This window comes from Pseudomonas sp. PDM02 (assembly GCF_014852285.1).
Taxonomy (GTDB): domain Bacteria; phylum Pseudomonadota; class Gammaproteobacteria; order Pseudomonadales; family Pseudomonadaceae; genus Aquipseudomonas; species Aquipseudomonas migulae.
This window is the reverse complement of record NZ_JACVBL010000022.1, coordinates 23,240-40,609: the sequence shown is the minus strand read 5'-3', so window position 1 is coordinate 40,609 and position 17,370 is coordinate 23,240. Positions and strand designations below refer to the sequence as shown.

The following is a 17,370-nucleotide window of genomic DNA, read 5'->3' as shown; positions in this document are numbered from 1 at the left end:
CCATGGGTTATTAGGGGACAGACCACATTTTCTAAATGTGGTCTGTCCCTTAAATCCCAATTGCGGGCATCCAGCTCAAGCGACTATCCCTGCGCTTTCTTCAACCCTTTCAAGCGCACATTCGCCCTTTGCACAGCGGCCATTTTTTCAGGCCGCTTCATGCGTTTCCACTTTCTGATGTCTTCCTTGCTCCGTCCACAACTCACACACAGGTCGCCACTCAGTTGGCAAACCGAGATGCAGGGGTTTTCGATTTCTTTAGCCATCGTCAATAACCCTTGGCCAGGCGCTTCTGCCAATCACCACCGTGAGTGCGCTGGCATTCTTCCTCGGAGTCAAAGCGGACATTGAGGTCTGATGGGCTCAGATCGATGTTGGCCTCATTCAAGGCGATGGCCGTCAGCTCAAGGGTGCGTGTCTTCGCGTTAACCTGGGCGAGCTTTTTGTCAGCCAGGGTTTCGAACACCCAGATCACCTTCAGGGTTTCAGCCAATGCGTTCAGGTCAGTGATGTGGGTGAGCCAGGTAAAACCCTTGATTTCACCTTTTGCTGTTTCGCACGCATCAGTGAGCGTGGCAATCAATCGGCGTTCGATCCGCGCCAGTTCACGTTTCCCTGGAGGCATTACGGTTTCCTTTGGAGGCAATGGAGGGGAGGGGCTGAATCAGGCCGGTCGAAACTCGACCGTCAGATGGCTGACTTCATGAACCGGCTTCAGGCGTTCACGAATGCTGTCGGCGTTCGCAGTGGCTTCACCAAGGACGCTGACGATGGCCGCATGAGCTTGTGGTCCAACTCGCCAGACGTGCAAGTCGGTGATGGTGGCATCCCCAGGTTTCTCAACCAGTTCACGGATTTCCTCGGCAACGTGTGCGTCTGTCTGATCCAGCAGTACACCTGCGGTGACCCCCATCAAGATCCACGCCCAACGCGCGATAACGATAGCGCCGACAATGCCTATGACCGGGTCCAGCCACACCCAACCGAGATACCGGCCGGCGAGCAGTGCAGCAATGGCCAGAACCGAAGTCAGCGCGTCCGCGATGACGTGGACGTAGGCCGATTTCAGGTTGTTGTCGTTCCCATGATGGGCATGGTCATGATCGTGCCCATGACTATGCCCGTGACCCAGCAGCAGAGCACTGACAATGTTGACGATCAAGCCGGCAATCGCGATGAGCGTAGCGGTGCCGAACTGAACTTCCGTTGGCTGCAAGAGACGTATGACGGACTCGACGCCAATTCCCAGGGAGACCATACCGAGAATCAGCGCCGAGGCGAACCCGCCCAAGTCTCCAACCTTTCCGGTGCCGAAACTGTAGCGCTGGCTGAAAGCGTGGCGTTTTGCGTATCCATAAGCGGCCGCCGCGATGCCCAATGCGCCGGCATGGGTTGCCATGTGAAAGCCATCGGCCAGCAACGCCATCGAGCCCGTCATATACCCGGCGGTGATCTCGCCGACCATCATCACAACGGTCAGTATCACAACCCAAAGCGTACGCTTGGCATTTTCGTCGTGCGCTGAGCCAAGGAACATGTGGTCGTGTGTATAGTTGATGTTGGAGCTGCTCATGAGTGTGTACCTGCGTTCACTTGGAGTAACGGCGAATGGCCTCAAGAAGTTCTTCGACGCCCTTGTTACGCTCCTCTTCGCTGAGAGCTGGGTTCGCGACATGCTCCCGCGCGTGGTCCTCGATGATTTCCTCCATCAAACCGCTGATGGCTCCGCGGGTAGCGGCAACAAGATGCAGTGTTTTGGCACAATCGAGATCCGATTCCAATGCCCGTTCAACGGCTTGGATTTGCCCGGCGATACGTTTTACGCGTTTGAGAAGATCGCCTTTGTTTGCTGCAATATGGCCCATGGGATACCCCCCCTACCTATGTATTGCGCATGATAGGCATACCCCCTATACCTATGCAATGTCAGGGGCGGAGAGGGCATCTATAACCCCTGGCAGGAAAAAGGCGTCATTTGCGTGGGGGAAATCGAGAGGACCTGGAATGAGCGCTTCAGTCGATAGCAGTCGCCCACGGAAGGGGCGTAAAGGTCCTAGGACGCTATAAAAATTCCTACACAAACCTGGGAATGCGTCACCTTTCCCGCCGTTCTGATGAAGCCTATAGTCCTACCCGTCGCCCAAAATGGCGATCAGGTTTGGCGACCTGATATACGAGTGCGAGGGCTGCCTGCTCATTTGCAGGCGTCATCGCATCCGCAAAACCGTTGTACTATGGCGGTTGCGCGCGGGAGACCTTCGGGTCTGCCGGTTACTCGTTCCCGGTTCGCCAACCTGCGCGCAACTGCCACCCTATTCGTTTGGCGACGATCTGTTGGCGGTCTCCTCTAACTGAACGAGATCTCACCTATGGAAAGATACATGCCCCTCACCGGAATCGACCTGGTTCCGGCCTCGCTGCTCATCGACACCGAAGCCCCACTCGACGTACTACAAGCCGCCGCTGACTACCGAATTCGCGCGGTTACTCAGGTGCTGGAGAACATTGCCTTTCGCGCCGAGATTGGTTGCGACACGGTGGTGTTGTCGGACTTCTCCAAACTGCTGGCCATTCCGTTGCGCGATGGCTGTGATTTAATGGATGTTATTGGTCGGCGATTGCGGGCGCAGACGAAGGAGTGAATGAAAACGGGCGCTGAAGGCGCCCGTTTTTTTCAACTATAAAAAAGATCTGACATCTTCATTATGCGGCATAATTTTTCTCCGCTTTCGGCCAAAAGCGGACGTTGGTGGCAGGTGCTACGAGCTTGGCTGTCGGTGCCGGGCATAGAGTATTGAACCGCTCACTCCCGACGTTCCTCTCATTTGCAGTTCAAAAATATCCGGATACCCCTTGATCAACTCACTGAGTTTTTTATAACCATGGGTGCGGGGATCGAATTCAGGTCTCAATTTGCTGATGTTGGCGCCCAGCGCACCCAAGTGAGCCCAGCCGTCCTCGTCGGCAATGTCATCCAAGATCTTTGCAATGAAACTTACGGGTGCCTTGGGTAGCTTCTTTACCTCTAGGGTACTGGCGACTTTGACGGCCTGGATTGCGGCGGATGACTCGGGATCGGGTCGATCATGCCCATTGCTCGAAGCAACAAGCACTTCACTGCGCAGCAATTCGGTATAGATGAACTTGTCGCAGGCTGACACAAACGGTCTTGGGGTTTTTTCTTCACCAAACCCGTAGACGGTCAAACCTTCTTCACGTAGCCGCGAAGCGAGGCGTGTGAAGTCACTGTCGCTCGAAACCAGGCAGAAGCCGTTGAAGCGTCGGGTGTACAGCAGGTCCATTGCGTCGATGATCAAGGCGCTGTCTGTTGCGTTCTTACCTTTGGTATACGCGAACTGTTGGATGGGCTGAATCGAATGGTCGAGTAGCACCTTTTTCCATCCACCCAACTGAGGACCAGTCCAGTCGCCATAGATCCGCTTGACGTTGGCGACGCCATACTTGGCGATCTCTTCGAACAAACCTTCAACAATTGCTGCGGGGGCATTGTCGGCGTCGATCAACACTGCCAAATGTTTTTGGGTGGGAGTGGGAGCGTGGATGGCCATGGGTCGTCCTTGAGTTGAGGGCTCCAACATACCGTTAAATCACGGATGAACAAAGGGTCCACGGCTTCGCGCTAGTGTGATGTTCGCGAAATAATTCTCTCCATACGTGCACTAGACTTCAGGTGCCATTCCTACCTTGGAGAATTCCTGGTGAGCGCCTTGAAAATTACGCACCGGCGAACACACGATGTAATGGAAACTCAGGTACGTGGGTAAGTTATTTTGAAAACAGCATGATAGGGATATCGGAGTATCGAATTCTGCACTAATACTGGAAATCAGCATGCGACATGCATTATGAGTACCTTAATATTAGGATCTAGCGATAAACATCCAGACGAAGAAAATAAGCTCTAGTACAACCAGAACGGCCAGCGCCTTATTAAAAAATTTGAATGCTTCACCTATAGGCTTTCCTGTGGCCTTTCTGTGATCGACAAATGAGTGGGTCGCGAATGCTAGTGCCGGTATAAAACCTAACAAGAACCACGCAAAATCAGCCATTAGCGACACTCCTCAACCTTTCTTTACGGAAGCTCAGATCAACTTGCAAGGTACCTGCCACGAGTTGAAAGTTCCATGACGTTCAGCGCCAAATTATCGCGAAAGCATCCTATTCTCGGGCTTTTCAGCCCATTTCTATGCGCTACACGCGCAACTCACCCATACCCATCAGCCATCCACAGGTTGGACACGGCGAACAGAGTGGCCAACTGAGCGGTGTTCTTCATCACTCCACGATAGCGTACCTTCAGATAACCGAACTGGCGCTTGATCACCCGAAGCGCGACCGCCCCGGTACGTTTGGAACGCAGAGGGAGAGGAAATCTTGAGCAAGATCCGGTGAGCACACGATGTGATGGAGGCGAAGGTGCGTGGGTAAGTTATTTCGAAAACAGCACACTATAGTGCGTGTTTACCAACGGCTACGAGTTTGCGGTAATGTGCACAACGGAACCGGTTAAACAATGACTTTCAATCGACCGACAGCGGTCGGTAATCAGAGGCTGCTTTGGGTCGGTTGCGTCCTTCGCGACAGACAACATTCGACCCATAGCTGCCGGTGGCGAAAGGCAGAAAACGACCCGAAGCAGACGAATTCCAGTGCCGTTCTCGATTGATCGGGGATAAAGATTGAGCGTGCTAGCATTGAGGTCAGAGAGCCTAGTAAGAGCACTGACGATGCAGATGATTAAAGTAGGAGCGAGCGGTTTGAATCAGCTCCGTGCGTCTTTGAGTCAAGCTGGATTACCCTACGATGATGTGAGCGATCCCGGGCGGCAGTTCTACCGATTCGACGTGGATGGGGAATTGGTTGCTTATGGTGGGTTGGAGGGCTCGGGCCCCGATCTCCTACTGCGCTCTATGGTCGTTTGCGAGAAACATCGCGGTGCGGGACTGGGTACGGCGGTGTTGTCGGAACTGGAACAATACGCGGTCTCCCGAGGCGCAGCTCGACTGCATTTGCTGACCCAAAGTGCTGTTAATTTTTTCACGGCAAATGGGTACGAACTGCTTGATAGGGGTAAGGCGCCTGTCGCAATTACCCAGACAGCTCAGTTCAAGCATTTGTGCCCTTCGTCAGCAAGCTACCTGCGGAAAACTTTAAGCAGATCCCTTCTGCGCTGAGTGAACCATCGAGACGCTGCTGGGTCATTGCTAGTGTTGGTAGCCAGCGCCCGTTTCTGGCCGATTGTTGCCGTTCACGAGCGACTGCATTCGGTCAGATACCGTCATCAATGGCTCAGTGAAAATCATACAAACCATCATCATTAATGATGCTCACCAGCTGCCCCCTTGGACTCGAGCAATGGATTTCGCTTGGATGAATGGCAGTTCCTCAGCCTGCGGGACGTCTGGAAATCAGCTGTACTTAAATTCCGACATCGAGTTCCTGGAGATCAGATTATGAGAAAGCACAGGACGTTTGGTTGGGTAGCGATGATTTTTCTTCTGGTGGCGAACGGGGCAGCTTGGGCGGCCACCGAACGAGCCGAGACGCGTCGTTCCGCGCGCGATGTCAGGCAGGAGACGCGCCAGGGTGCGCGTGAGACGAAACAGGATTGTCGAGCAGCCGATGCCCAGAGCAATCCCGGTTGCCGACAAGACAAGCGACAAACGAAGCAGGAAGGACGTCAAAAAGCCCGGGATATCAAGTACTGAACCTGGACGCTCGAACGGCGGAAACTGGCCGATTTCGGCCAGTCATGGACGGCAGAAATCGGCCAATACCCGATATTTCTCACCCTGGCTCGCAGACGTTTTCGGTCCATGTGCCGTCACAGCCAGCACGTGAAATCTTGCTCGAAAATCCGTCATAACATGTTATGACCTCACTCAAAAATGCCGTTTGGCCCAACAAATACGGCGTTTAATGGACGAATGGTCGTAAGGCGTCAAGCGCGGGGAATTGCTAGGGGCCTGAAGCCACTACAGGCGACTCAGATCGGCGCGTTCGTCGCGGTGAAGTGAACTTCACTTTGATCACGTGTCACATTAAGTCCTCGTTAAGAGAACTTCAGTGGAGGTACAGCCTTATGAACATGGCCACAATTGTCAGTGCCGTGATTTCCAGTCTCGCGCCAACTGTCTTCGACCAGAACGGCCTGCAAGAACCCGGCGCGCATGTCTCAGCCGTCGATTACCACTACGGTATGGAAATCGATGTGAAGCGGGTACTGCAGCGCACTGATACATCCAACAAGACAGGCGTGGTACCGGTGACCCTGGTCTATGAAGACAGCCTGGGTGAGGTTCACAAGATCCGTTTCCTCGAATGGGGCGCAAGCCCGGCAAATCCCACCAGCATTGCCTGATCCGCTCGCCGATAGGGTTCTGGATCTCGCCGACCCCAGAAGCGGAAGTTAAACCTCATATGCACTAAGTACGGATGATTAAAAGTTCATTCGCGAAAATCACTATTATCCTGGCAGCGTAACACTGCGAGATTATTTAATAATAATTGTTGGATCCTAATTACAATCAGCAACGGCAAACTCCAATCAGGCTGTGCCGAGAACTATGTTGATTCACTATTGAAGTCAAGAGGTAACCATGGAACTTAGTATGATTTCTTCGTCCACCGTGGAATATTTTCGTTTGGGCGTTGTATATTTCCATCTTATCGCCTGCTGTGTTGCAATCGGTCTTGTCTTGACCAGTGACGTTGCAATGGTCAAGCAACTCCTGAAGGGGGACGTGTCGGGTCACCATGATGACGCACATATGGAAAGCCTTCAAAAAACCGTCGTACTTGCACTTGTAGCCCTTTGGATTACGGGCATTGGCATTATCGGGATCGATTATGCCGGCAAGGGGATGGAGTATTTCCAGAATCCAAAGTTGCAAGCAAAAATCGGGATCGTTGTACTGCTGACATTTAACGGCTTCCTGTTGCATAGCGCTGTATTGCCGGCGCTGAAAAAAGCCGGTTCGTTACTCAAACTTTCCTTCAGCCTTCGCATGCTGGCGCTGTTCTCGGGTGCGCTCTCTGGTGTGTCGTGGTTCTATGCCGCCATGTTGGGTGTTGGTCGTCCGCTGGCCTGGAAATACTCGCTGATCGAGTTGCTGGCAGCCTATCCGGTTCTCATCGTCGGTGGATTCGCAATGATGGTAATGCTCACCGCCTGGGCAAAAAGCAGAGATACCGACGGGCGTATGGAGCAAGGCACCTGGACGCAACAAAACGCCGCCCTGGCTTAATGCTAAAGCCAGGTTGAATAAGCAAGTAATGCTTTAGCAAATAACTACCACTGTTATCTATTAATAAACTCTTACTTGAGGATACCCAAATGAAATCCATGAAAGTTCTTTTCGTCGCCGCCGCTCTGACCGCTTCCACTCTGGCTATGGCCACAGGTGGCGGTGATCGGACCTTCACACGCATGGAGTCGGCCCGGAAAGTCTCGATGGAAGCCTTCCAGGTTGCACAGAAACAGAAGGCTGAAGCCGCTGTTGCCGAAAGCAAAGCCAAGGCGACCGATCGCACCAACGGCTGATCTGTGTAGGGTCATTAGGGGCAGACCACATTTTCTAGATGTGGTCTGCCCCTGAAATCCCCGAACTCCTCTCTTGCTTGAGCCCAAAAGACATTCTGAAGTCCTTGCTCGTTCAAGCTGCCCAGCGTAGCCCCGCGACACTCAGCAGGATCAATCCGATCCAGACCAATCGCCAGAGTGAAACCCCATCACCCAACCAGTACATGCCGACAATGGCTGTGCCGGCGGCGCCGATGCCGGTCCAGACTGCATAGGCGGTACCGACTGGCAGAACGCGCAACGCCATCGTCAACAGGCACAAACTGCCGGCCAACACGATGACGGTACCGGCCAACACGGCGGGCCGTTCAAAGCCGTTTGCAGATTTCAAACCGACCGCAAAGGCGATTTCCAGAAGTCCGGCAACGATCAGCATTAACCACGAAGTGCTGTGTGTCATTCGATGAAACCTGAAGGGGCAAAAAAAGAAGCGAGCCGGTGAAGGCTCGCCAAAGGGAGGTAAAACGTCAGTTGGCCAACAGTTTGCCGCTGAACAGGCTGATCAGGGTTTTCACCAACAGCACGGCCAGTGCCATAGTGAGAAACAGCAGGATCGCCGCAGCGATGACCATCAGCAGAGCGTTGTCCTGGGCATGTGCATATTTCAGCGCCGCATTACTCAGGGCCGCGATGGGAAAGCTGATAGCCCACCACGAAGGGGCAAAGGGCACATCGCGACGGAACACTTTGAAGCTCAGCACCACGAACAGGAACAGGCCGAAGTAGAACAACACACTGGCAAACCGGTCGATTTCGCCGAACACGTTGGTGTACGCCAGGAAACCTACCTCAAAGGGTGCAATCAGGACCATCAACGAAGGCACCATGCCTTTGGCCAAAGCGGCCTCATGCACCAGTCGCGAAAAGATCCGGGTGAAGAAAACCAATGCCAGCACCGCACCCACGGCGAGGGCAAACAGGTTGAACTCCGCAGCCCAAACCATGGGCATGTGCGCACCGGTTACCGCGATGTCGAGGGTGGCAACACCAGGGATCAGCCAGGCAGGCACGGCATTCACCGAATCCTGATTGCCCGACAGCAGACGCGAAACCACCAGGCCTGCGAGCAACACCGTCAGCGCGCTGCCCAGTATCCACAGAGCCTCTGCGAGCCACTGGCTGTGGGGCGCAGCGACTGCCGAAAGCAGCAACAGGGCAATGGTGACGGTGCCAAAAAAGTTGCTGGCAATCGGATGGTTGAACTCGGCCTTTACTGCTTCAGGGTGTTTCACCCATTTGCTCAGGTAACCCAGGGTCAGCAGCACGAATACCAGGCCGGCCAGTGCGCCAATCGCTTCACCCAATGCGCCGCCGACGCCGAAATATTGGCCACTCAAACGCCAGGCCAGTCCCAGGCCAGCCAGACCCATGACGGAACCGAACAGGTTGATGGGCAGGTTTTTGATCGACGTCTTACTGCTTGATACCGATTGTGCAGCTGCGACGGAGGAAGTGTATGCAGTGTTCATGGCGGTCTCCCGTTTGACTGAATTTGCTGTTGGAGCTATTTTCAGCCGAAAAGGCCATGGCTGAAATAGTCACATAACGACGTATTCAGCCAATGATTCGACGAGGACAGACATCATGCGCATAACCCTCCTGGCGTTCCCCCGCGTGCAGCTTCTGGACGTCATCGGCCCGGCCGACGTCTTTGCTGAAGCGGCAAAGCAGCTCGGCAATCCGCGCGCCTATCGGGTGGAAGTCATCGGTACCGACAAGGGGATGATCAAAGGTTCAAGCGGATTGAAGCTGGGCATCGACGAGACCTTCGATACCTATAAAGGCAAGATCGATACGTTGCTCGTGGCCGGAAGCCCACACATCGATGAAATTGCGCTCGACCCCGCACTGCAAGAATGGCTGCGCCGACAGGCGAAATCCGTACGCCGTATCGGCTCGGTCTGCAGCGGTGCTTTCTTGCTCGCCGCCGCTGGCCTGCTGGACGGACGCCGAGTCACCACTCACTGGAATTCCAGTGCAAAACTCGCCAAGGAGCACCCGCAAACGCAGGTCGAACCCGACAGCATCTTCATCAAGGACGGCAACATCTACACCTCGGCGGGTGTCACGGCCGGCATGGACCTGGCCCTGGCGCTGGTCGAAGAGGATCACGGCAGAGAACTGGCGCTGAGCGTTGCCCGTGAAATGGTGATGTTCTTCAAGCGGCCTGGCGGACAGTCGCAGTTCAGCGCGCAACTGGCAGCGCAAACCGCAGAGCGCAGCGTAATCAGAGACGTGCAGGATTATGTTTTGGAGCACCTGAAGGCTGACTTGAGCGTACCCACCCTGGCTGCCCGCGCCGGGATGAGCGAGCGCAACTTCGCCCGTACCTTTAAATCCGAAGCGAATTCGACCCCGGCCGAATTTGTCGAGCTGGCGCGCATTGATGCGGCCAGGCGGCTAATCGAAGGCTCGGACGTATCACTCAAGCGCTTGGCCGATACCGTCGGCTATGCCAATACGGACGGGTTCAGAAGGGCATTTATGCGACGCCTCGGAGTGGGGCCGAGCGATTATCGCAAGCGATTTTCATCCGTGTGATGCAGGGGTAAGCGTCAGCGACATTGATCATGCGACTTCAGAAATATCCTGATAGCCGCCTGCATGTATTTATTGATGGGCTTGATGCATCTGCCTGGCGTCGCGCCTGTCAGCCAATGTGGCTATTGCAAATCACCCATTGCACACATGACAATGCGAGTCATTATCACTCGCGAATTATTCCATCGTCATGTCCGCCAACGATTTATCCCTGCGTAGCGCCGTCAATGATCTGTATTGCGACCATCACGGTTGGCTCAATGGCTGGCTGCGCAAGCGCCTGGGCAATGCGTTCGATGCGGCAGACCTGACGCAGGACACCTTCGTCCGGGTCATCAAGGCGCGTAACGCACTCGATATTCGCGAGCCGCGACCTTACCTGTCGATGATCGCCAAGGGGTTGCTGATCGATCTGTTCCGCAGGCGGTCATTGGAACAGTCCTATCTGGAAGCCTTGGCGGCCATGCTCGAATGGCAGCAGCCTTCGTTGGAGGAACAGGCGATCCTGTTGCAAGCCCTGATGGAGATCGACCGCTTGCTGCAAGGATTGGGGACGAAGGTCAAACAGACGTTCATCCTGTCTCAGTTCGACGGTTTGACCTACCCGCAGATTGCCGAGCGCTTGAATATCAGCTCTCGCACGGTTAACAACTACATGGCCAAAGCCATGGAGCATTGCTGCCTGATGCAGATTCAGTTGCAACTGGCATGAGCCTTTCGCCCGCTGAGTTGAAGGCGATCAGCGTTGCCGCCCAGTGGTACGCCCGACTTCGGTCGGGTGTCGCCACCGATTCGGACCTGGCTGCCTGGAACGACTGGCTGGTCGCCGACCCTGCTCATCGACAAGCCTGGCAACGCATGGCGGACGTCGGCGAGCAGATGGCCAGTGTGCCGGGTGCCCTGGCATCGCCAGCGTTGCGTGGTGCTGATCGATCCCGGCGTCAGGTGTTGCGCAGTGTGCTGGTGCTTGCCTCCGCCAGTTCGCTGGGCTGGCTGGGCTGGCGCAGTGAAACCTCGCAGAACCTGTTCGCCGATTTTCGCACCGCCGTGGGTGAGCGTCGTGAGTTCCGGTTGGCGGATGGCAGTTCGTTGCTGCTCAATACCGACACCTCGGTCAACCTTCGTTTTGACGGTCGTCAACGTGTGCTCGAACTGTTGCGTGGCGAGATCCTTGTGACGACCGCTGTCGATCCCTTGCAGCGACCCTTCAAGGTGCTCACCCGTCATGCCGAGGTGCTGGCGCTCGGGACGCGTTTTATCGTCCGGTCCCTTGAGCAGGGCGGCGGGGTGGCGGTGATCGAGAAGGCCGTAGAGGTTCGTTCGGCTGGCGGTGGCTCGACGGTGCGTCTGGAGGCCGGCCAGTCCCTGGACTTCGATGGTCACTCGTTGGGGGCGGTACGGCGCAACGACGCAGCCGTCGGCGCCTGGCAAACGGGCAGCATCATTGCCATCAATCGTCCCTTGACCGAGTTGCTGGCCGACCTTTCGCGCTATCGCACAGGTGTGTTGCGCTGTGATCCGCGTATCGCCCAACTGAAGGTGTCCGGCGCTTTCCCCATTGATAACACCGACCTGGCGCTGGCTGCGCTGGAGAGTGGTTTCTCGCTGCGGATCACCCGGTTCAGCCGCTATTGGGTCGACGTGTCGCGTGGTGATTTGCTCTGAATGTGGGCTTGCTCGCGATAGATCTGAAAATAATTTTCCAGCCTTTGCACTTTTCATACACATCGTTCGGCTCATCCCTCAGTGAGTTTTTATTGATTGTTTTTGGGGGAGGGTAAGCATGTCTCGGGTGTACAAGTCTGATCGTCTGGCGACCGCAGTGACGGTCGGGCTATTGGCGGCAACGACGGCGGGCGTCTGGTCAACGGCAACGCTTGCGGCACAGGTGCCGGCGCAACAGCAGAGCCCGGTGAAATCGTTCAACATTCCCGGCGGCAGCCTGACCGAAGTGCTCAGCCAATTCGCCAGTGCGGCGGGTGCCGCCATTTCCTTTGATGCGCGACAACTCGAAGGGTTGAAATCCCCGGGCCTCAACGGTGCGTTCGGGATCAGCGAAGGGTTTGCGCGGATTCTGGGTGGAAGTGGCCTGCAAGCCGAACCCCAGGCCAACGGTACATATGTCCTGCGACCAGCCCCGGCTGCCGGCTCGGCCCTGGAACTGGGCGCGACCAACATCAATGGACAAATGCTCGGCGCGACCACCGAAAACAGCGGTTCGTACACCACGGGTGCGGTGACTATCGGCAAGGGTGAGCACTCACTCAAGGAAACGCCGCAGTCGGTCACGGTGATGACGCGCAAGATGCTCGATGACCAGAACCTGAACACCATCGACCAGGTCATGGAAAAGACCCCGGGCATCACCGTCTACGACTCGACCATGGGCGGCAAGTATTTCTACTCGCGCGGGTTCCGCATGTCGGGCCAGTATCAGTACGACGGCGTCCCTCTGGACATGGGCAGCCTCTATGTTCAGGCCGACAGTTTCAGCGGTGACATGGCGTACTACGACCGTGTCGAAATCCTTCGCGGCGCAGCCGGGATGATGAAAGGTTCAGGTGGCACCGCCGGCGGGGTGAACTTCGTGCGCAAACGCGGCCAGACGGCCCCGCACACCGACATCACGCTCTCCGGTGGCAGCTGGGACAACTATCGCGGACAGGTTGACACCGGTGGCCCGCTCAACGAATCCGGCACCCTGCGCGGACGGGCCGTTGTCGCCGAGCAGAGTCGGCATTATTCGGTAGATGACGCCAGTCGCAAGGATCAGGTGTATTACGGCGCGCTCGACGCTGATGTGAGCCCCGACACGACACTCGGCCTGGGCGTTGCCTATGAAGATGTGGACGCCAACCCTTGCTGGGGTGGCCTGCCGCGTTACCGGGACCGCAGCGATTTGAAACTCAGCCGCTCGACCTGCCTCGATCCTTCGTGGAACACGTGGCGCAGCCAGCGCACCACCGTTTTCAGTGATTTGAATCACCGGATCAATGATGACTGGAGCTTGAAGGTCGCCAGTGTTTATACAAAAAACACCCAGGACATCAAGTACGCATTCGCTTCCGGCGCCGTGACGCCTGGCACCAATACCACCGGCATGCTGGGCAGCATGTACGATTACGATCAAGTCGATTACGGCCTTGATGCGTACGTGGATGGCAAGTTCAACGCGTTCGGCCAGCAACATGAATTGATCGTGGGCGCCAACGCCAGCCGTTCGAAAAAGGACGACTTCTACTCGGTGGCGTTTCTGAAGCAACGCCAGAATGTGTTCAACCCCGACAAACATATTCCGGAGCCGGATGACAGTTACTTTATCGACAACTCGTCTCGCGGCGGGCCGGTCAATTCGGTGACCAAACAGAAGGGCATCTACTCGACACTGCGGTTGAAACTGGCCGATCCGCTGACATTCGTCGTCGGCAGTCGGGTGAGCTGGTACTACTCCGAAACCGACTCCGACTTCATCAACACAGGCACCTCGGAACATTCCAGCGCTACCGAGACCGGGCAGGTGACGCCGTTTGCCGGTGTGCTTCTGGACCTTAACGAGAACCTGACGGCCTATGCCAGCTACTCGGATATCTTTACCCCGCAAGGCAATTTCCGCTCGGAAGACGGTTCGGCGCTCAAGCCGCTCGTGGGCCAGAGCTATGAGCTGGGGATCAAGGGCGCCTGGTTCGACGGTCGCCTGAACAGTTCCTTCAACTTGTTCCGCACGATCCAGAAAGATCAGGCGCAGACGGACTACAACTCATCCTGTCCTTCATCCGATGGTTACTGCTACGTCAATGCCGGCAAGGTTCGCGCCCAGGGATTCGAGGCCGAGATCAGCGGTGAAGTCATTGAACGCCTGCAAGTGCTGGCGGGTTACACCTATACCCAGACCAAAACCCTCGACGACATCGACACCAGCCTGAACGGCGCGGCGTTCAACAGTTATGTGCCTCGGCATGTGCTGCGCATGTGGGGCGATTACGCCCTGAGCGGGTCGCTTGAGCGATTCACGATCGGTGCCGGCGTCAACGCGCAAAGCGATAACTTCCGGGTTTCACCTTCCAGTGGCGACAAAATCAGCCAGTCAGGTTATGCGGTCTGGAACGGCCGCATCGGTTACCGCATCGACGACACCTGGTCGGTTGCGCTCAACGGCAACAACCTGTTCGACAAGCGCTACTACGCCACCATCGGAACCGAGACCTTCGGCAACTACTACGGTGATCCACGCAACTTTATGGTGTCGGTCAAAGCTAGTTTTTAACGCAGGCCGCGCTGAAAACGACGCATGACCCGTGAACGAAATGCCCGCTTCGCAAGAGGCGGGCATTTTTTTGGGTTCTTCACACAATCCCGGGAAACACAAAACTGTAGGAGCGCTGTTCACCGCTTGCTGAACGCCAACCGCGCTGCAAACAGAACAAAGATCATGCCCGTCGTGCGGTCCATCCACTTGATGACTTTTTCACGCCGCAGCACCAGGGCGAGTGGTTGTGTAGCGCGAATCAACGTCAACGACCAGATCAAACCGAGCACCACGTGAATGCTGACCAGGCCAAAAGTCCAGGCAATCAGCGAGTGGCCCTGGGGAATGAACTGTGGGAGAAAAGAGACGTAAAAAATGCCGATTTTCGGATTGAGCACATTCCCCATCATGCCTTTCAGAAACCAGTTGGCCGTTGGTTTTGCGTCGGTTTCGAGGGGCGACAGCGAGCGGCGCGGGCGCAGCAGCATGTTCAGGCCCAGCCACGCCAGGTAAGCGGCGCCGCAGTATTTCAGGACGTTGAAGGCCAGTTCCGAGACCGCAATCAACGCGCCCAGACCAAAAGCGACCGCAGCGCCCCACAGGAAGCAGCCAGCATTGATGCCCAATGCCGCGCGGAAGGCCTGTTGTCGGCCTTCCACCGTTGCGGTTCGCAGGATCAATGCGGTATCGAGGCCGGGTGTCAGTGTCAGCAACGTGGCCGCGAAGGTAAACGCGAGAAGATTGTCGGCGATGGACATGGGCGTGCGCTTCCAAAAGAGGATGCGCGCACGTTATCACGCGGCGACCTATCGGTTATGCGCGACGTCGGCCAATTGAGCGGTGTCCACGCGAACAAAAGTGGAGTCGCCCACCGCCGTGAGCACGTCCCCGGCGTAGATCTCGCAGATGACCCGGGTCTTGCGCCCGACATCGCCTTCGACTTTCGCCCGCAGGGTCAGCGGGACACCCATCGGCGTCGGCTTGATGAACTTGATGCCGAGGTTGCCCGTGACGCAATTGATGCGCGGAAGGCTGGCGGCGTCGCGGTTTTCTGCCCGGTAGTGATAGGCCATCGCGGTCCAGTTGGAATGGCAATCCACCAGCATCGCGATCAAACCGCCGTAGACCAGATCCGGCCAGCCGCAATACCTGGCGTCGGGCACGTGCTCGGCGATGACATGCACGCCGTCTTCATGCCAGTAGCTCTTGACGTGCAGCCCATGCGGGTTGCGGCTGCCACAGCCATAACAAACGCCTTCCGGCGCCGCGGTGTCTTGCAGGGAAATGTCGGGTGTGGACATGCCAGGGTCATCCTCAAAAGTGTGGGCTGAACATTTTCCGATTCTAACGCCGAACGGATAGCCGCGTTCATTCCCTGTGCAGGCGTCAGTTCATTCCTCGGCGGTGTCTGGAAGCCTGGCAATCACCTTGATCTCGAATTGAAAGCCATACAGCCACGTTACGCCGACTCCGGTCAACGTCGGGTGCGGTGCGTTACCCCAGAACTCCGGCACGATCTTCCAGATGGTTTCGAAGGTCGATTCGGGGTCGACGATGAACACGGTGACATCAATCACATCGTCGAAGGCGCAACCGGCCGCCACGAGGATCGCGTTCAAATTGGTGAAGGCGAGCCGCACCTGTTTCTCCAGATCCGGTTCGGGCGATCCATCCTCAGCGCTGCCGACTTGCCCCGAGACGAACAAAAAGCCGTTGGAGCGAATAGCCGGCGAGTAGCGATTGCGCTCATATAGCGCCTGGCGTTTGGCTGGGAAAACAACATCGCGCTGGGTCATGAAAGGCCTCCATCAAGGGCTCTGTGTGAACGATGAAGGGACTGTAAGGACTTGCATCAGGGCGATAAACGAGCAACCTTGGCCAGCACTGTTTGTGATATCCAAACAATCCTATCGATACCTGGGGCTGCAATGGACCGTTTTGATGCAATGCAGGCATTCGCGCGCGTGGTGGAGGCGGGCAGTTTCACCAAGGCGGCCGAAACCCTGCACATGAGCAAGACCACCGTGACCCAACTGGTGCAGCAACTGGAGGCCCGGTTGCGCGTCAAGTTGCTCAACCGCACCACGCGCAAGGTCAACGTCACGGCTGATGGCGCCGTCTATTACGAGCGGGTGTTGCGGCTGCTGGCCGACATGGACGATGCCGAAGCCAGCCTGTCCGGTGCGTCGACGTTGCCCAGAGGCCGGCTGCGCGTGGATGTGCCGAGCCCGCTGGCGAGGATGATTCTGGTGCCGGCATTGCCTGCGTTTTATGCGCGATACCCGGACATCCAGATCGACATGGGCGTCAGCGATCGCATCGTCGACATCATCGATGAAAACGTCGATTGCGTGGTGCGCGGCGGCGAGCTGATGGACCAGTCGCTGATGGCCCGGCGTGTCGCTGACCTGCCGCTTGGGGTGTTTGCAGCACCGAGCTATCTGGCTCGCGTCGGCGTGCCTTTGCATCCGCAAGAGCTGGAGGATTCGGATCATCGAGTCGTCGGCTTTTTGTGGGCGCGCACCGGCAAACCGGTGCCCTACGCGATGTACAACGAACGTGAGCGTGTGCAGGTCAAAGGACGATATGTGCTGGCCGTCGATGATGGCAACGCATTTCTTGCGGCGGGCCTCGCCGGGCTCGGTGTGCTTTGGCTGCCCAAATACATGTCCCGGGACTACGAGGCTCGCGGTGAATTGGTACCGCTGTTCGAGGACTGGAGTCTCGAGACGATGCCCTTGTATGTGGCCTTCCCGCCGAACCGGCACATCAGCCTGAAGCTGCGCGTGTTTATTGATTGGGTGGTCGAGTTGATGGCGCAGCATGCGCCGGTTGCTGATCGGCCGGGGGCATGAGGCTAGGGGGTAACGATCCCTTTTGCCGCAACCATTCGTTTGATCAATAACCATCATCAAGAATCGCAAGTTCTGTTTTTTCGCCAAGGGAGGAGGATAGCCACATACCGAATTCGCCACCG

Annotated in this window: 22 protein-coding genes and 1 pseudogene; 11 read left to right on the top strand and 12 right to left on the bottom strand. The window is 56.4% G+C overall.

Annotated features, from left to right (window positions below; all coding sequences use genetic code 11):
* Positions 1–83: 83 nt before the first annotated feature.
* From IB245_RS27985 to IB245_RS27970, 4 genes are read right to left on the bottom strand one after another with little or no spacing between them, the layout of a single operon-like run.
* Positions 84–266, bottom strand: coding sequence for a DUF1289 domain-containing protein (locus IB245_RS27985; RefSeq protein ID WP_008033373.1), 183 nt, complete (start codon positions 264–266; stop codon positions 84–86).
* Positions 267–268: 2 nt separating this feature from the next.
* Positions 269–625: a hypothetical protein gene (locus tag IB245_RS27980; protein ID WP_192229328.1), complete on the bottom strand. Its 357-nt coding sequence runs from the start codon at positions 623–625 to the stop codon at positions 269–271.
* A 39-nt stretch (positions 626–664) separates the two neighbouring features.
* Complete coding sequence (dmeF, locus tag IB245_RS27975) at positions 665–1,573, bottom strand: CDF family Co(II)/Ni(II) efflux transporter DmeF (RefSeq protein WP_192229327.1); 909 nt, start codon at positions 1,571–1,573, stop codon at positions 665–667.
* Positions 1,574–1,589: 16 nt separating this feature from the next.
* Positions 1,590–1,865, bottom strand: coding sequence for a metal/formaldehyde-sensitive transcriptional repressor (locus tag IB245_RS27970; RefSeq protein WP_192229326.1), 276 nt, complete (start codon positions 1,863–1,865; stop codon positions 1,590–1,592).
* Positions 1,866–2,369: 504 nt separating this feature from the next.
* Here IB245_RS27970 and IB245_RS27965 point away from each other — a divergent pair.
* Entirely contained in the window at positions 2,370–2,642 is a 273-nt protein-coding gene (locus IB245_RS27965) for a hypothetical protein (RefSeq protein WP_008030842.1), read from the top strand.
* A gap of 117 nt (positions 2,643–2,759) precedes the next feature.
* Here IB245_RS27965 and IB245_RS27960 read toward each other — a convergent pair whose 3' ends face one another.
* From IB245_RS27960 to IB245_RS27950, 3 genes and pseudogenes are all read right to left on the bottom strand, one after another.
* The gene (locus tag IB245_RS27960) at positions 2,760–3,569 is read right to left on the bottom strand and encodes an NYN domain-containing protein (protein ID WP_192229325.1); all 810 of its coding nucleotides are present in this window, start codon (positions 3,567–3,569) and stop codon (positions 2,760–2,762) included.
* A gap of 312 nt (positions 3,570–3,881) precedes the next feature.
* The gene (locus tag IB245_RS27955) at positions 3,882–4,073 is read right to left on the bottom strand and encodes a hypothetical protein (RefSeq protein WP_192229324.1); all 192 of its coding nucleotides are present in this window, start codon (positions 4,071–4,073) and stop codon (positions 3,882–3,884) included.
* Between the two features lie 155 nt (positions 4,074–4,228).
* Positions 4,229–4,351 (bottom strand): annotated as a pseudogene (locus tag IB245_RS27950) (IS5/IS1182 family transposase); the annotation flags it as partial.
* Positions 4,352–4,751: 400 nt separating this feature from the next.
* Here IB245_RS27950 and arsN2 point away from each other — a divergent pair.
* The 5 genes from arsN2 (at position 4,752) to IB245_RS27925 (ending at position 7,567) form a co-directional block, all read left to right on the top strand.
* Complete coding sequence (gene arsN2 / locus IB245_RS27945) at positions 4,752–5,198, top strand: arsenic resistance N-acetyltransferase ArsN2 (protein WP_192229323.1); 447 nt, start codon at positions 4,752–4,754, stop codon at positions 5,196–5,198.
* A gap of 192 nt (positions 5,199–5,390) precedes the next feature.
* Complete coding sequence (locus IB245_RS27940) at positions 5,391–5,732, top strand: hypothetical protein (protein ID WP_223435654.1); 342 nt, start codon at positions 5,391–5,393, stop codon at positions 5,730–5,732.
* A gap of 374 nt (positions 5,733–6,106) precedes the next feature.
* The gene (locus IB245_RS27935; protein WP_008033362.1) at positions 6,107–6,385 is read left to right on the top strand and encodes a DUF2790 domain-containing protein; all 279 of its coding nucleotides are present in this window, start codon (positions 6,107–6,109) and stop codon (positions 6,383–6,385) included.
* A gap of 238 nt (positions 6,386–6,623) precedes the next feature.
* Positions 6,624–7,271: a hypothetical protein gene (locus IB245_RS27930; protein WP_192229322.1), complete on the top strand. Its 648-nt coding sequence runs from the start codon at positions 6,624–6,626 to the stop codon at positions 7,269–7,271.
* An 89-nt stretch (positions 7,272–7,360) separates the two neighbouring features.
* A complete protein-coding gene (locus tag IB245_RS27925) occupies positions 7,361–7,567 on the top strand; it encodes a co-regulatory protein PtrA N-terminal domain-containing protein (RefSeq protein WP_008033360.1) in 207 nt (68 codons plus the stop codon).
* A 112-nt stretch (positions 7,568–7,679) separates the two neighbouring features.
* Here the strand turns inward: IB245_RS27925 and IB245_RS27920 are convergent, their stop codons facing one another.
* Complete coding sequence (locus tag IB245_RS27920) at positions 7,680–8,006, bottom strand: DMT family transporter (protein ID WP_192229321.1); 327 nt, start codon at positions 8,004–8,006, stop codon at positions 7,680–7,682.
* Positions 8,007–8,073: 67 nt separating this feature from the next.
* Complete coding sequence (locus IB245_RS27915) at positions 8,074–9,075, bottom strand: SLAC1 anion channel family protein (RefSeq protein WP_192229320.1); 1,002 nt, start codon at positions 9,073–9,075, stop codon at positions 8,074–8,076.
* Positions 9,076–9,190: 115 nt separating this feature from the next.
* Here IB245_RS27915 and IB245_RS27910 point away from each other — a divergent pair, with 115 nt between their 5' ends.
* The 4 genes from IB245_RS27910 (at position 9,191) to IB245_RS27895 (ending at position 14,411) form a co-directional block, all read left to right on the top strand.
* Positions 9,191–10,147: a GlxA family transcriptional regulator gene (locus tag IB245_RS27910; RefSeq protein ID WP_192229319.1), complete on the top strand. Its 957-nt coding sequence runs from the start codon at positions 9,191–9,193 to the stop codon at positions 10,145–10,147.
* Between the two features lie 190 nt (positions 10,148–10,337).
* Positions 10,338–10,859: a sigma-70 family RNA polymerase sigma factor gene (locus IB245_RS27905; RefSeq protein ID WP_192229318.1), complete on the top strand. Its 522-nt coding sequence runs from the start codon at positions 10,338–10,340 to the stop codon at positions 10,857–10,859.
* Positions 10,856–11,812 carry a FecR domain-containing protein gene (locus IB245_RS27900; RefSeq protein WP_192229317.1) on the top strand — a complete coding sequence of 319 codons (957 nt, stop codon included), beginning with the start codon at positions 10,856–10,858 and terminating at the stop codon, positions 11,810–11,812. Before IB245_RS27905 ends, IB245_RS27900 begins: the two co-directional genes overlap by 4 nt.
* Before the next feature lie 118 nt (positions 11,813–11,930).
* Complete coding sequence (locus IB245_RS27895) at positions 11,931–14,411, top strand: TonB-dependent siderophore receptor (RefSeq protein ID WP_192229316.1); 2,481 nt, start codon at positions 11,931–11,933, stop codon at positions 14,409–14,411.
* A gap of 119 nt (positions 14,412–14,530) precedes the next feature.
* Here the strand turns inward: IB245_RS27895 and IB245_RS27890 are convergent, their stop codons facing one another.
* From IB245_RS27890 to IB245_RS27880, 3 genes are all read right to left on the bottom strand, one after another.
* Entirely contained in the window at positions 14,531–15,151 is a 621-nt protein-coding gene (locus IB245_RS27890; RefSeq protein WP_008024109.1) for a LysE family translocator, read from the bottom strand.
* A 48-nt stretch (positions 15,152–15,199) separates the two neighbouring features.
* Entirely contained in the window at positions 15,200–15,694 is a 495-nt protein-coding gene (locus IB245_RS27885) for a PaaI family thioesterase (protein WP_192229315.1), read from the bottom strand.
* Positions 15,695–15,784: 90 nt separating this feature from the next.
* Positions 15,785–16,189, bottom strand: a complete 405-nt coding sequence (locus IB245_RS27880) for a RidA family protein (protein WP_192229314.1) — start codon at positions 16,187–16,189, stop codon at positions 15,785–15,787.
* Between the two features lie 132 nt (positions 16,190–16,321).
* Between IB245_RS27880 and IB245_RS27875 the strand changes: the two genes are divergently transcribed.
* Complete coding sequence (locus tag IB245_RS27875) at positions 16,322–17,248, top strand: LysR family transcriptional regulator (RefSeq protein ID WP_192229313.1); 927 nt, start codon at positions 16,322–16,324, stop codon at positions 17,246–17,248.
* Positions 17,249–17,370 lie beyond the last annotated feature (122 nt).

Coding starts and splice junctions, on each gene's coding strand:
- IB245_RS27985 (WP_008033373.1), bottom strand. CDS start 266: ATGGCTAAAGAAATCGAAAACCCCTGCATCTCGGTTTGCCAACTGAGT.
- IB245_RS27980 (WP_192229328.1), bottom strand. CDS start 625: ATGCCTCCAGGGAAACGTGAACTGGCGCGGATCGAACGCCGATTGATT.
- dmeF (WP_192229327.1), bottom strand. CDS start 1,573: ATGAGCAGCTCCAACATCAACTATACACACGACCACATGTTCCTTGGC.
- IB245_RS27970 (WP_192229326.1), bottom strand. CDS start 1,865: ATGGGCCATATTGCAGCAAACAAAGGCGATCTTCTCAAACGCGTAAAA.
- IB245_RS27965 (WP_008030842.1), top strand. CDS start 2,370: ATGGAAAGATACATGCCCCTCACCGGAATCGACCTGGTTCCGGCCTCG.
- IB245_RS27960 (WP_192229325.1), bottom strand. CDS start 3,569: ATGGCCATCCACGCTCCCACTCCCACCCAAAAACATTTGGCAGTGTTG.
- IB245_RS27955 (WP_192229324.1), bottom strand. CDS start 4,073: ATGGCTGATTTTGCGTGGTTCTTGTTAGGTTTTATACCGGCACTAGCA.
- arsN2 (WP_192229323.1), top strand. CDS start 4,752: ATGCAGATGATTAAAGTAGGAGCGAGCGGTTTGAATCAGCTCCGTGCG.
- IB245_RS27935 (WP_008033362.1), top strand. CDS start 6,107: ATGAACATGGCCACAATTGTCAGTGCCGTGATTTCCAGTCTCGCGCCA.
- IB245_RS27930 (WP_192229322.1), top strand. CDS start 6,624: ATGGAACTTAGTATGATTTCTTCGTCCACCGTGGAATATTTTCGTTTG.
- IB245_RS27925 (WP_008033360.1), top strand. CDS start 7,361: ATGAAATCCATGAAAGTTCTTTTCGTCGCCGCCGCTCTGACCGCTTCC.
- IB245_RS27920 (WP_192229321.1), bottom strand. CDS start 8,006: ATGACACACAGCACTTCGTGGTTAATGCTGATCGTTGCCGGACTTCTG.
- IB245_RS27915 (WP_192229320.1), bottom strand. CDS start 9,075: ATGAACACTGCATACACTTCCTCCGTCGCAGCTGCACAATCGGTATCA.
- IB245_RS27910 (WP_192229319.1), top strand. CDS start 9,191: ATGCGCATAACCCTCCTGGCGTTCCCCCGCGTGCAGCTTCTGGACGTC.
- IB245_RS27905 (WP_192229318.1), top strand. CDS start 10,338: ATGTCCGCCAACGATTTATCCCTGCGTAGCGCCGTCAATGATCTGTAT.
- IB245_RS27900 (WP_192229317.1), top strand. CDS start 10,856: ATGAGCCTTTCGCCCGCTGAGTTGAAGGCGATCAGCGTTGCCGCCCAG.
- IB245_RS27895 (WP_192229316.1), top strand. CDS start 11,931: ATGTCTCGGGTGTACAAGTCTGATCGTCTGGCGACCGCAGTGACGGTC.
- IB245_RS27890 (WP_008024109.1), bottom strand. CDS start 15,151: ATGTCCATCGCCGACAATCTTCTCGCGTTTACCTTCGCGGCCACGTTG.
- IB245_RS27885 (WP_192229315.1), bottom strand. CDS start 15,694: ATGTCCACACCCGACATTTCCCTGCAAGACACCGCGGCGCCGGAAGGC.
- IB245_RS27880 (WP_192229314.1), bottom strand. CDS start 16,189: ATGACCCAGCGCGATGTTGTTTTCCCAGCCAAACGCCAGGCGCTATAT.
- IB245_RS27875 (WP_192229313.1), top strand. CDS start 16,322: ATGGACCGTTTTGATGCAATGCAGGCATTCGCGCGCGTGGTGGAGGCG.